The sequence below is a fragment of the Bacteroides sp. AF34-31BH genome, from assembly GCF_003602795.1.
In the GTDB taxonomy this organism is placed as follows: domain Bacteria; phylum Bacteroidota; class Bacteroidia; order Bacteroidales; family Bacteroidaceae; genus Bacteroides; species Bacteroides uniformis.
Map to the genome: position 1 here is coordinate 227244 of NZ_QTLV01000005.1, position 14028 is coordinate 241271.

At 48.4% G+C, this 14028-nt stretch carries 5 protein-coding genes; 4 read left to right on the top strand and 1 reads right to left on the bottom strand.

Annotation, left to right across the window (positions count from 1 at the left end):
• Positions 1-371: 371 nt before the first annotated feature.
• Positions 372-1943: a glycoside hydrolase family 43 protein gene (locus DWZ67_RS10485; RefSeq protein ID WP_098032271.1), complete on the bottom strand. Its 1572-nt coding sequence runs from the start codon at positions 1941-1943 to the stop codon at positions 372-374.
• Between the two features lie 250 nt (positions 1944-2193).
• Between DWZ67_RS10485 and DWZ67_RS10490 the strand changes: the two genes are divergently transcribed.
• From DWZ67_RS10490 to DWZ67_RS10505, 4 genes are all read left to right on the top strand, one after another.
• The gene (locus DWZ67_RS10490) at positions 2194-3975 is read left to right on the top strand and encodes a cellulase family glycosylhydrolase (protein WP_120138791.1); all 1782 of its coding nucleotides are present in this window, start codon (positions 2194-2196) and stop codon (positions 3973-3975) included.
• Positions 3976-4195: 220 nt separating this feature from the next.
• Positions 4196-8278 (top strand): hybrid sensor histidine kinase/response regulator transcription factor, encoded by a 4083-nt coding sequence (locus tag DWZ67_RS10495; RefSeq protein WP_243635150.1) that lies wholly within the window; start codon positions 4196-4198, stop codon positions 8276-8278.
• A gap of 138 nt (positions 8279-8416) precedes the next feature.
• Positions 8417-11299: a TIM-barrel domain-containing protein gene (locus DWZ67_RS10500; RefSeq protein WP_120138795.1), complete on the top strand. Its 2883-nt coding sequence runs from the start codon at positions 8417-8419 to the stop codon at positions 11297-11299.
• A 141-nt stretch (positions 11300-11440) separates the two neighbouring features.
• Positions 11441-14023 (top strand): glycoside hydrolase family 2 TIM barrel-domain containing protein, encoded by a 2583-nt coding sequence (locus tag DWZ67_RS10505; protein ID WP_035457489.1) that lies wholly within the window; start codon positions 11441-11443, stop codon positions 14021-14023.
• Positions 14024-14028 lie beyond the last annotated feature (5 nt).

Consider the following 14028-nt stretch of genomic DNA (forward strand, 5'->3'; position numbering starts at 1 on the left):
GTTAGATAGGAAATCCGGGATGCAGGCCATCCCGGATTTTTTGTTTTGCCCTCACCGGTGTGCATCGTTCTGATATAGATTGAAGAACCATAGAGAGAATAAAATAAAGGAGGTGGTCCGTAAGGCGGCGCTTTGATAGCTCTTTGCCTTGTACTTTGTTCGGACGGGATGGGTACTTATTGCGATAAACATAGTGATTTTATGGTATCTCCACTAAAGTGGTCCGCCTTGTTCATAGTAGTGAACAAATCAGCCCACTTAGGTGAACAAACTTGTTCACCTAAGTGGGCCGTTCATGAATCTTTGTACTGAACCGGACAGACAAAAGGGCGGAAGCGGAGAAAAGCAGGGGCTTTCTCTAAGATTGGCTGCTATTTTCCTTCGTAATCAAAGTATTCAAAGTCTGCATATGCTTTTGAGGTTTGAGAACCGGAGACGGCATACAATCCCAGCATGATTCCCGTAAAGCCACCGGCAGTTTCTGTACTGATATAGCGCGTATTCATTCGGCCCAGTTCTTTGAAGTCCTTTCCGTTTGTGGCATACTCGAACGAATAGATTTCGTTGCTGCCTTTTACACGGAGTTGTACTTTCCCCTGGGGCAGAATAACTTCCTTTTCCGTATGGGTCAATTCATTCAATTGGTAGCGCAATACTACAGCTTGTTTCCCGTCTGCCAATTGCTTGACTAATAAATCGTAATGGGACGATTCGAACATGTAGACCGTCAGGCCGGCTTCGTCGCCACTGGCGGCTTTTTTCAGTTGCATGGAAGTGGTGGCTGTGAAGTCGATATGTTCTTGCCGGCGGCCGGCAAAAGTAGGACTGCCTTTCCCGTTGTTCAGGTTTACGGGGGTTGCTTTCAGACGGAGGTTACCGGAAGCAAAGGTATAGTTTTCCGGATGATAGTTTCTGATATGAACCCATTCGGGACCTAATTTGCCGTTTTTGAAATCGGTGCGTGCAGGCTTGGGGGCAAGAGGATGTTGCGGTAGGGTTGGTACATCCATTTGCAGGGCTATTGTACCATCTCCGTTTACTACCGGCCAGGCATTCTTGTCCCAGCGCACGGGAGCAAGGTACGTTTCGCGTCCCAGCAGGTGATGGCTGCCGCTTTGCGGACGGAAAGCGAGACACACCATCCACCACGAACCGTCAGGAGCTTGTATCAGGTCGGCATGGCCGGTTCCTTGTATCGGGCTGTTCTGTGCATTCTTGTTGATGTGGGTCAGGATGGGATTGGCGGGGTTCTCTTCGTACGGGCCGTCTATATCGCGGCTACGGGCTATTGTCACTTTGTGCCCGTATTCCGTGCCGCCTTCGGAAATCAGCAGGTAATACCAGCCGTCTTTCTTGTAAATGTGCGGCCCTTCAGGGTGCCGTCCGCCCGTACCGTTCCAGATGCGTTTGGACTCGTTGAGTTGTTCGCCGGTTTTGGGGTTGATTTCGCACAGATAGATACCTACGCCCGGATTGCTGACAAGGTAACACTTGCCGTCTTCAAAATAGAGGGACGGGTCTATGCCGCCTTGCTTGAGCCATACGGGTTCCGACCATTCGCCACGCGGGTCGGTAGTGTGTACAAGGAAGTTGCCTTTGTCGGACACGTTGGTGGTAATCATGTAGAATGTACCGTCGTTGTAGCGGATGGTGGGTGCATAGATTCCTCCCCACGGGCCGGCGTCGTGAAGCGGCAGTTGTGAGGGGCGCGTCAGGCAGTGTCCGATTTGTTCCCAGTTGATGAGGTCTTTGCTGTGGAACAACGGTACGCCCGGAAAATATTGGAAACTACTGTTGACCAGATAAAAGTCATCTCCTGCGCGGCAGACACTCGGGTCGGGATGGAAACCGGGAATAACGGGATTTTGATAACCTTGCCGGTTTTGTGAAAAGCAGGACAGGCTGAGCGCCAGTCCTAAAAATAACATCATCTTTTTTCTCATAAGTACATTGTATTTTAAATAGTTTATCAGATATACGAATCAGTAGTTGAAGGAAGTATTTATACGCAAAAATAAAGTATTCCTTCGGTTCAAACAAGCCGGATGTGTCCGATGTCATTCAATGATTACTTTTGAACCCTATTCGGAAACAAATGATACCGTTGCAGATAACATGACATCGGTGTGTTTTCCGCCTTTTCCGTTACTTTTGCTTTCACTGATTTAACCATTATTTTTAATACGTAAAGACATGATGAAGAATATCATTGAAAAATTCCAAATTTGCCTGGTGCTGTCGGCACTGCTTTTCTCTTCTTTCGTTGCCGCATGTTCCGGCAATGATGATACTGTGACTCCGGAAATAACGATTCCCGCGAACATTCTGACAGATGGAATGACTTTCTCCAAGACCGGAGGAACAAGTACGCTGAACATCAAGTCGAACGTTGCATTGGAAGTTACCAGCAGTGCACCGGAGTGGTGCAAGGTTACTGCCGAAAGTTCTGCTTCGAGTAGCATTTTGAAGTATACCGTTATGGCAGAAGTCAATACGGACACGAGCGACCGTGAAGCCAGGGTAACGGTGAAAGCCGGAGGCAGCGAAGTAGGGAGCTTCACAGTGAAACAGACGGCTGCGGACGGACTAATCATATCCAACTCTACCTCTTTCGACCTGCCAGCTGTGGGAGGAGATATCTCTGTGGTGGTGGAAACCAATGGTGACGTACAGGCCGTTTCTGATGTTTCTTGGATAAAGGCGGTCAATACCCGTGCCATGGAAGACAAGATTTTCAAGTTTACCGTCTCTTCCAATCCTCTGGGAGCGCGCGAAGGCCATATCACTTTTACTTTGGGGAGCCTGACGGAGACTGTGACCGTAAAGCAGGCTGCGGGCGAGGTCGGCAATATGGGAAGCGATGCCAGGACACTTGCCGCCAAGATGTATGCAGGCATCAATATCGGCAACACGCTGGAAGCTTGTGATAACAAGAACAAGATAGCGGGCGAAACGTTATGGGGAAATCCTAAAGTGAGCGAGGCATATATCAAAGGGCTGAAGGCATTGGGATTTAATGCGGTACGCATCCCTTGTGCGTGGGATTATTACATTGTGAATCCATCGACCTATGAGATAGATGCTGCATGGCTCGACCGGGTGAGCGAAGTGGTGGGTTACTGTGTAGCCAATGATATGTATGCCATTGTCAATATCCATTGGGATGGCGGTTGGCTCGAAGAGAGTATCACTCATGGTTACAGCAGCGAAGTAGATGCCAAGCAGAAAGCTATCTGGACACAGATTGCCAATAAACTGAATGCTTATGACGAGCATCTGCTCTTTGCCGGATGTAACGAACCCGGACAGCAAGACCAGGGGAACGTTGGGACATCGGCCATAGATGCCATTCTGAAATATGAACAGACCTTCATTGATGCCGTGCGTGCCACCGGAGGGAATAATGCGAGCCGTTGCCTGATTGTGCAAGGCCCTTATACCAATATCGACAAGACGGTGAACGACTACACGATGCCCAAGGATGAAGTACCCGACCGTCTGATGGTGGAAGTTCACTTCTATGATCCCTATCAGTTCACCATGATGAACCATGACGAGAACTGGGGCAAGGTATTCCTTTATTGGGGTAGGGACAATCATGTGTCCGGCTCCATTCATAATGCCACCGGTTACGAAGAAGATTATGTGAAGCAGCAATTCCAGAAGATGAAGACGGCCTATGCAGATAAGGGAATTCCTGTGGTTGTAGGCGAGTACAGCGCCATGAAGCGGACAAAAGAAGACAAGATAGAGGGTACTTCCGAACTTGCCTATCCCGACATTGACCAGGAGATGCACAACAAGAGCCGCGCCTATTGGAATGAGGTAGTCACCCGAGAGGCGAAAAACCACGGTTGTGTCCCCTTCTATTGGGAAACCGGTGGTGACATGAACCGTGGTACGGGTACGCCGAAGGAGGCTTATGCCATTGAGGGCATCATGAAGGGAGCCGAAGCCGGCAAATACCCTTATTGATTGAGTGGCGGATAGAGTAAAAGACAGTTTTCAAAAGTATCATACAAATAGTTTTTATAGGTTACAAGGATTGTTGATATAGTTTTTTTTGATTGGTTATGGAGAAGCATGTCCGCGAGGGATATGCTTTTCCTTCTTTAAAAATCCTTGTCTTTCCTTGCTTTTCTGTTCGTTTTTCACTTCATTTGCAATAAAAATAACTTCCCTTAGCTCTGATAGTATGAAAAGACTGCAACTACTGCTCTTGTGGGTTTGGATGGTATGTTTCCCTGCTGTTTCACACGACTACATGTTTAAACATTTGGAAGTGAAAGACGGACTTTCCAATAATCAGGTTAATGCTATTTATAAAGATTCAAACGGATTCATGTGGTTTGGTACAGCTTCGGGACTGAACCGCTATGATGGTTACGATATAAGGATTTATCGCAGCCAGAAGGATGACGAGAAATCTCTTCCCGATAGTTATGTCGAGGATATACAAGAAGATACGTCCGGTAATTTGTGGATACGTACGGGAGGCGGGTATGCCATTTACAACTCGGCTTCCGATGTTTTTGACCGTAATGTGGAAGCCTGGATGTGGAACATCGGTCTGACCGGAAATCCTTCGCTTATCTATATTGATAAGGAAAAGACTTTCTGGATCTATATTAATGGTAAAGGTGTTTACAGCTATAGAGAGGAACAGAAAAATGCCGTAGCAGTAAAGGGGGCGGATGAACTGCTTGCGAAAGCCGAAGTGTCCGACATGAAAGAATGCGGCGAAGGAATCCTGCTGGTTCTGAGTAACGGTATCTTGGCTTGTATAGATGAGGAAAAGCAAAATATCAAGTGGACCAATCCGGGCATTGCCGAAGATTGCAGGGAAGTAAAGAATGCTACCTTTGATTTGTTTGTCGACCATAGTGGGCGGGCGTGGATATTCAGTGTGGAGGGGATGTGGATTTATAGCCTTTCTCAGAAGGTTTGGGAACAGCGTTCTCCCCGAACGGACACCTACAATACCGTACGTGCAGTGGCACAGGATAAATACGGATGTATATGGGTAGGCAGGGATCAGGATGGCGTTGAATTGATAGAACCGGCGGGACGGAAAATCCGTCTGGCGAACGATCCTAATAACGGGCGTACTCTGTCCAACAATACAATAACGGCTCTTTATGAAGATGAGGCCGGTACGATGTGGGTGGGAACCTACAAGAAGGGCGTCTCTTTCTATAATGAAAGTGTCTTCAAATTCGGCATTGCCGATGTAGGCGACATCAATTGTGTGGAGGACGGAGGCGGTGATATCGTATGGGTGGGGACCAACGACCGCGGGTTGATTCGCTGGAATAGCGTGACGGATGAACGTATGTTTTTTTCGCATACGGCAGATCCCCGCTCTATCTCGAGTGATGTCATAGTCTGCCTTCTTCGGGACAGTAGCGGCAGAGTGTGGGCTGGTACTTTCTGGGGTGGACTGAATTGCTATGATGGAAACCGCTTTATCCATTACCGGTCCCGTAAGGGAGACAGTAACTCGCTGGTCTATGACAATGTATGGGCATTGGCAGAAGATGCGGACAAAAATATCTGGATCGGTACGTTGGGGGGAGGATTGCAATGCCTGAATCCTCAGACGGGGATATTTACCACCTATTCTACAGGTAATTCAAACCTTGTGTCGGACTATATCTCATCCCTCTGCATCAGCTGTGACAATAATCTGATTATCGGTACTTCGGCAGGGATGGCTTTCATGGACCTGAGGACCGGCGAGATTACAAATTTTGCAGGTACAAAATCGGGTAAGACCAGACTTTCCAACCAAAATATCAATCAAGTTTACGAAGATAGTCGCGGTTTGTTATGGATAGCCACGCGTGAAGGCTTGAATGTATATGACAGCAAACGGGATGAATTGTACGAAGTGCCTATCAAGCCCGGTTTTTCTAAATTACTGATATTAGGTATTACGGAAGATGAAAACAAAAGTATATGGGTCAGCACCGGAGGAGAACTGATAAACGTGGTGTTGTCCGTTGACAGCAAGACGGAGCAGCCCGTGTTCCGTTGCTATACCTATAATGACAAGGACGGGTTGCAGAGTTGTGACTTCAACCAGCGTTCCCTCAAACGACTGCATACGGGCGAGATTGTAGTGGGAGGACTGTATGGGCTGAATCGCTTCCAGCCGGGCAACATAAAGTATAACCGTACGTTGCCCAAGGTTATGTTTACCGGTTTCCAGTTGTTCAATGAAGACGTGAAGGTGGGCAAGGAGTATGCAGGACGTGTCATCTTGAAGGAAGCTTTGAATGAAACAGAAGAAGTTGTCTTGGATTATAAGCAGAATGTGTTCACGGTGCTGTTTGCGTCGGACAATTTCGTGCTGCCCGAAAAGACACAGTATTTCTATAAATTGGAAGGATTTAATGAGAACTGGCTGACGAGTATGTCCGATATGCATCGCGTTACCTATACCAATCTGGCTCCGGGGACTTACATCTTAAAAGTGAAGGCTACAAACAGTGACGGATATGCGGGCACTGAAGAGGCTTCGCTCAAGATTGTCATTCTTCCGCCTTTCTGGATGACTCCGTGGGCATATATCGTTTATGCTCTTCTGATAGTAGGAGTTGTTTCCTTTTCACTTTATGCCGTACAACGGAGGGAACGTAATAAGTTCAGAATCCGCCAGATAGAGGAAGATGCGAAGAAGAGGGAGGAGTTGAGCCAGATGAAATTCCGCTTTTTTACGAATGTCAGCCATGAGTTGCGTACGCCGCTTACGCTGATTATATCGCCGATGGAAAGTATGATGAAGGAGATTACGGACGAAAAACTGCATGGCAAGCTGCAACTGATGTACCGCAATGCGCAGCGTTTGTTGAATTTGGTCAACCAGTTGCTCGATTTCCGTAAGAATGAGATGGCAGGATTGCATCTCACTTTGTCCGAGGGGGATATTGTGGCGTATGTGCGTAGCATCTGTGCTTCTTTCCTGATGCTTTCTGAAAAGAAACATGTACATCTGACATTTTTTTCGGCCATGGAATCGCTGAATATGTCATTCGACGAGGATAAAATTGGTAAAGTTGTGATGAATCTTCTATCCAATGCCTTCAAATTTACCCCGGACGGGGGACGTGTGGATGTGGCATTGGAAATGTCGAAAGAGATGTCCGGAAGATTGCTGATAAAGGTATCGGATACCGGTGTTGGCATTAGGGATGAAGACAAGGAGCGAATTTTTGAACGTTTCTATCAGGTGGAGCAGGAAGAACCGGAACACCAGTCAACGGGTAGCGGTATTGGCTTGAGCCTGGTACGCGACTTTGTGACGCTGCATGAGGGCACGGTGCGCGTTGTTGACAATGTGGGGTCCGGTAGTGTGTTCCTGATTGAGCTTCCGGTTAAACATGTGCATGTAAGTCCTTCCAAGCCTGCACCGCTTGCAGAAGAGGTGGAAGAGCATGAGGAACTTTTGCCGGATATGGAAGAGGAACCGCTTCCGGATGATTTGCCGGACGATATGGAGGAGGATAATGAAGATGAAAAAGAGAAGCCGTTGGCCCTGATTGTGGATGATAATGAAGATTTGGTTGCCTTCATGAAAGATAGTCTGAGCTTGTATTTCCGTATACAGTCAGCTTCTAATGGCCGGGAAGCTTGGCAGAAAATACCGGAACTGATGCCGGATGTTATTGTCAGCGACGTAATGATGCCCGAGATGGATGGAAATGAACTGTGTCGCTGGGTGAAGACCGATAAACGCACGAGTGACATTCCGATGATATTGCTCACTGCACGGCAGGCTGTGGAAGATAAAGTGGAGGGGTTGACCATCGGTGCAGATGATTATGTGACGAAACCTTTCAATGTGGAAATCCTGATTCTGCGTATGCGCAAGCTGATTGACCTGAGCAAGAAGCGCAAGGCAAAGTCGCTCATCGACCCCGAACCGAGCGAGATAGCCATTACTTCGCTGGACGAAAAGTTGGTGGAAAATGCCATCAAATATGTGGAGGCGAACATCGGTCGGTGTGACTTGTCCGTAGAAGAGTTGAGCCGGGGATTGGGTATGAGCCGGGTACATCTTTACAAGAAACTCTTGCAGATAACCGGTAAGACACCCATTGAATTTATCCGTGTCATCCGTCTGAAAAGAGCGGCGCAGATGCTGCGCGAGAGTCAGCAGAATGTATCGGAGATAGCGTATCAGTTGGGCTTTAACAACCCCAAGTATTTCAGCAAATATTTCAAGGATGAATTCGGTGTTTTGCCCTCTGTTTATCAGGAAAGAGAGGGCAAATAACAAAAGATACCCTTTATGGAAACATATTGTTTTTTAGGGGAATCAAAAGCGCCCTTTTGTTTCAACATCAGGGGGGCTCGTTTTTGGAGGAAATTTTCTATTTTTACATCAGAGAAAATTCACTTTAAAAACAGTAATATGAAATTGAAAAACACTTCAGTTTATTTGCTTGCCGGATGGATGCTCGCCGCATGTTCCGGAGGCGGATTCCAAAAGACCGAGAACGGTGTTGTTGTGGAAGTCAAGCAGCAGCAACCGACGGATGTGCGTAAAGTAAGATTAGAAGTAATGGGCGAGAAGCTCATTCATGTATCGGCTACTCCTGAGAAGGAATTCTCAAAGGAGCAGAGTCTCATTGTGATCCCTCAACAGAATAAGACCGACTTTAAGGTCGAAGAGCAGGGCGATGAAGTGACTGTCAAGACATCGGAATTATGTGCCATTGTGTCCAAGACAACGGGTGAGGTACGCTTCACGGATGCCGACGGCAAGCAGATTCTGGCTGAAGACTCTGACGGGCGGACCTTTACTCCGGTGGAAGTGGAAGGTACGAAAGGATATACAGTACGTCAGGTATTCCAGTCGGCAGGCAATGATGAGGCTTTCTATGGCTTGGGCCAGCACCAGGCGGATGAGTTCAACTATAAAGGTAAGAATGAGGAACTGTTCCAGTACAATACAAAGGTGTCTGTACCCTTCATCGTGTCTAATAAAAACTACGGTGTGCTTTGGGACAGCTATTCGCTCTGCCGTTTCGGTGACCCGCGTGACTACTCACAACTGGGTGATGTCTTCAAACTTTATGATAAAGAGGGCAAGGAAGGTGCTTTGACCGGTACATATATTCCGGGCAAGAAAGATGTGGAAACCCTTGTACGTCGTGAGGATTCTCTTTATTTTGAACATCTGGACCGTGCCGCACATCTGAGTAAGGTGATTAATTTGCCTGCGGGTTTCCCGTTCGGAGGGTCTGATGTAGTTTATGAGGGAGAAATAGAACCGGCAGAAAGCGGCTTATTCCGTTTCATCCTTTACTATGCAGGCTACATGAAAGTATATATTGATAATGAGTTGGTGGTTCCCGAACGTTGGCGTACGGCTTGGAATCCTAACAGTTATAAGTTTGCTGTCAATCTGGAAGCGGGCAAGCGCGTTCCGTTGAAGATAGAGTGGAAGCCTGATGCCGGTGTTTCTTACTGCGGTCTGCGGGTATTGAGTCCGGTGGCTGATGAAGAACAGAACAAACTCTCCTGGTGGGGTGAAATGCAGAATGAAATAGACTACTATTTCGTTTATGGTGATGATATGGACGATGTGATTAGCGGCTACCGTACATTGACAGGTAAATCCCAGATTATGCCGAAATGGGCGATGGGTTACTGGCAGAGCCGTGAGAAGTACAATACGCGTGAGGAGGTTCTCTCCACCTTGAAGGAATTCCGTGAACGTCAGATTCCTATCGACAATATCGTAATCGACTGGCTGCACTGGAAGCAGGATTCTTGGGGAAGCCATGAGTTCGACCCCGAACGTTTCCCCGACCCGAAAGGAATGGTCGACTCCATCCACGCCATGAACGGACGTCTGATGATTTCCGTATGGCCCAAGTTCTATGCTACGACCGAACACTTCAAGGAATTTGACGAAAAAGGCTGGATGTATCAGCAGGCTATCAAAGACAGCATCAAAGACTGGGTAGGCCCCGGCTATCTGGGCTCTTTCTATGACGCATACGATGCCGATGCACGCAAGCTCTTCTGGAAGCAGATGCAAGACCACTACTATCCTCTGGGTGTTGACGCTTGGTGGATGGATGCCAGCGAACCGAACATACGCGACTGTACGGATTTGCAATACCGCAAGGACCTTTGCGGCCCGACGGCACTTGGCCCCTCTGCCAAGTTCTTCAATGCATACGCACTGATGAATGCTGAAGCTATCTATGACGGACAGCGCGGCGTGGAACCGGACAAGCGCGTCTTCTTGTTGACACGTTCCGGCTTTGCAGGGTTGCAACGCTATTCTACTGCCACCTGGAGTGGTGACATCGCTACCCGTTGGGAAGATATGAAAGCGCAAATCTCTGCCGGCTTGAACTTTGCTGTCAGCGGTATCCCTTATTGGACCATGGACATCGGCGGATTCTGTGTAGAGAACCGTTATGTGGCTGGTCAGATGGAATTCAACAAGACTGGACGTGAAAATGCTGATTACAAGGAATGGAGAGAGTTGAATACCCGTTGGTATCAGTTCGGTGCTTTCTGCCCGTTGTTCCGTGCACACGGCCAGTATCCGTACCGTGAGGTTTGGAATATCGCTCCGGCAGGACATCCGTGCTACAACTCCATCGTTTATTATACGAAGCTGCGTTACAACATGATGCCGTATATCTATTCTTTGGCAGGTATGACTTATTTCAATGATTATACCATCATGCGTCCGCTCGTAATGGACTTCACAGCTGATGCAAACGTCAACAATATAGGTGACCAGTTCATGTTCGGTTCTGCCTTGATGGTGGCTCCGGTTTACGAATATGGCGCACGCAGCCGCGAGGTTTATTTCCCGGCAAGCTGTGGTTGGTATGACTTCTACTCCGGCAAGTATGTGGATGGCGGCCAGAAGTTGACAGTAGATGCTCCTTATGAACGTATTCCGCTCTACGTATGCGAAGGTGCCATTGTACCTTATGGTCCGGACATGCAATACAGTGATGAAAAACCGGCTTCGGAAATCACCCTCTATGTTTATACGGGTAAGGACGGCGCATTTACGCTCTATGAGGATGAAGGTGTGAACTATAATTATGAGAAGGGACAATATGCCACTATACCGTTTGCCTATAACGATGCTGAGGGTACACTGGTTATCGGCGACCGTACGGGTGACTTCCCTGGTATGCTGAAGGAACGTACTTTCAATGTAGTGAAGGTAAGCAAAGACCGGCCGCAACCGTTCGACTTAAAGGCTAAAGGTACAACGGTGAAGTATGACGGAAAAGCACAAACCGTAAAATTATAATCAGAATGATAGACGACGGTGCCAGGGAGAGAAGTCTTCCCGGTACCGATCTCGTCGTTCCTCGGTGCCGGGCACTTCCCCACTTCTGAATAGCTGTGAGAGAGGAGTAGGCACTCGATAATCTTTTAGATATTTATTACCATGAATAAAATCATATTGTCTTTGGCCATCGGGCTGTCCCTATTGGCCGGTTGCAATGCTCCTAAAGAGGTAGCTGGCGATGACCGTAGCTTGGATTTTACTGCCGACTGGGCCTTTCGCTTGGGAGATGATACGGCGGCAGCCCGTCTGGATTATAATGACGCAGACTGGCGGAAACTGAACTTGCCCCACGATTGGGCTGTTGAAGGAGAGTTCAGTCGGGACAATCCGTCAGGAACAGGGGGAGGTGCTCTGCCTGGTGGTATAGGTTGGTATCGTAAGACTTTTATTGCCGATAAGGTCGATGAGGGCAAGCGCTATCGCATAGATTTCGATGGTGTCTATATGAACTCCACCGTTTATATTAATGGGCATGAACTGGGAACACGCCCCTATGGATACATCTCGTTTAGTTATGATTTGACTCCTTATATCAAATGGGGGGAGAAGAATGTGATTGCTGTAAGAGTGGACAATGCCGAACAACCCAATTCACGTTGGTATTCCGGTTGCGGTATCTACCGTAATGTGTGGTTGACGAAACTGAATCCGGTGCATGTGGCACAGTGGGGTACCTACGTGACGGCAGAAGAAGTGTCGAAGAACAGTGCCCGGTTGAAGATACGTACCAGTTTACAGTACGATGTAGAGACGCAGACGGAAGATTCCGTGCAGCAGGCCGACGGTACATATGTTGTGTTCGATTCGGAAATTATTCCTCTGATTGATGTCGTCCTGCAATCCCGGTTAGTGGATGCCGACGGTCATGTGGTGGGTGAGGCTGTGTCGGAAGCTCAGCTGATGCCTGTCGCTCCGGCAGAAATGGAGCAGGAAATAGAATTGAAGAATCCTAATCTCTGGAGTATTGATGCACCTTATATGTATAAGGTAGAAAGCATCCTCAAGAATAAAGAGACCGGCGAGGTACTCGACCGTTATTATACTCCTACCGGCATCCGTACTTTCCGCTTCGATGCACAAAAAGGATTTATCCTGAATGGTGAACAAGTGAAGATAAACGGTGTCTGCATGCATCATGACCTGGGTTGCCTGGGAGCTGCGGTGAATACGCGCGCCATCGAGCGCCAGTTGGAGATTCTGAAAGAAATGGGTTGCAACGGAATCCGTTGTTCCCATAACCCTCCTGCACCGGAGCTGCTCGACCTTTGCGACCGTATGGGCTTCATCGTGATGGACGAGACTTTCGACATGTGGCGCAAGAAAAAGACCCGCCACGACTATTCACGCTATTTCAACGAATGGCATGAACGCGATTTGACTGACCTTATCGTGCGTGACCGCAATCATCCTTCCATCTTCATGTGGAGCATCGGCAACGAAGTGCTGGAGCAGTGGACGGATGCCAAAGCCGACACCTTGAGTCTGGAAGAGGCCAATCTGGTCTTGAACTTCGGTCACAGTGCGGATATGCTGGCAAAGGACGGAGAAATGTCCGTCAACTCACTGCTGACAAAGAAACTGGCAGATATGGTGAGAAAGCTCGATGCCACGCGCCCCGTGACGGCAGGCTGCAACGAGCCGAACCCGAACAATCATTTGTTCCGTTCCGGTGCGCTTGATATTATCGGCTTCAATTACCATGACGACTGGTTTGCAGGTGTTCCCGAGAACTTCCCCGGTAAGCCGTTCATCGTAACGGAAAGTGTTTCCGGCCTGATGACACGCGGTTACTACCGGATGCCGAGTGATTCGATGTTCATCTGGCCCGAACGTTGGGACAAGCCTTTCTATGATGCCTCGTTCTCTTGCTCCTCCTACGACAACTGTCATGTTCCTTGGGGCAACCGTCACGAAGGTACTATGCGTCATGTGAAGAACAACGACTTTATCAGTGGACAATACGTCTGGACGGGCTTCGATTATATCGGTGAGCCTACTCCTTACGGTTGGCCGGCACGCAGCTCTTACTTTGGCATTATCGACTTGGCCGGTTTCCCGAAGGATGTCTACTACATGTATCAGTCCGAGTGGCGTCCGGATAAGGCGGTGTTGCATCTTTTCCCGCATTGGAATTGGACGGAGGGACAAGACATAGATTTGTGGGCATATTATAACAATGCCGACGAAGTGGAGCTTTTCGTGAATGGAAAGTCGCAGGGTGTGCGCAGCAAGGGAAAAGACGATTTCCACGTCATGTGGCGCGTGAAGTATGAGCCGGGTACGGTAAAGGCTGTTTCCCGCAAGGAAGGAAAGACTGTGGCCGAGCAGGAAATCCGGACAGCGGGCGAACCTGCGCAGATTCGTCTCAGCCCCGACCGCAGTACCATTCAGGCAGATGGCAAAGACTTGAGTTTCATTACGGTTGAGATTCTGGACAAAGATGGAAATTTGTGTCCGAATGCCGAAAACGATGTGACCTTTGCCGTAGAAGGTGCCGGCTTCATTGCTGGAGTGGATAACGGAAGCCCCATCTCTATGGAGAAGTTCAAGGACAACCACCGCAAGGCTTTCTACGGAAAGTGCCTGGTGGTACTGCAGAACAACGGTGAACCGGGTGGTGTCAAGGTGACGGCTACGGCTGATGGACTGGAGAAGGCGACGACGGCGATTAAAGTTAAATGATAATT

Bases quoted from the DNA above. Each gene is read 5' to 3' on its own strand.
- DWZ67_RS10485 (WP_098032271.1), bottom strand. From the start codon at position 1,943: ATGAGAAAAAAGATGATGTTATTTTTAGGACTGGCGCTCAGCCTGTCC.
- DWZ67_RS10490 (WP_120138791.1), top strand. From the start codon at position 2,194: ATGATGAAGAATATCATTGAAAAATTCCAAATTTGCCTGGTGCTGTCG.
- DWZ67_RS10495 (WP_243635150.1), top strand. From the start codon at position 4,196: ATGAAAAGACTGCAACTACTGCTCTTGTGGGTTTGGATGGTATGTTTC.
- DWZ67_RS10500 (WP_120138795.1), top strand. From the start codon at position 8,417: ATGAAATTGAAAAACACTTCAGTTTATTTGCTTGCCGGATGGATGCTC.
- DWZ67_RS10505 (WP_035457489.1), top strand. From the start codon at position 11,441: ATGAATAAAATCATATTGTCTTTGGCCATCGGGCTGTCCCTATTGGCC.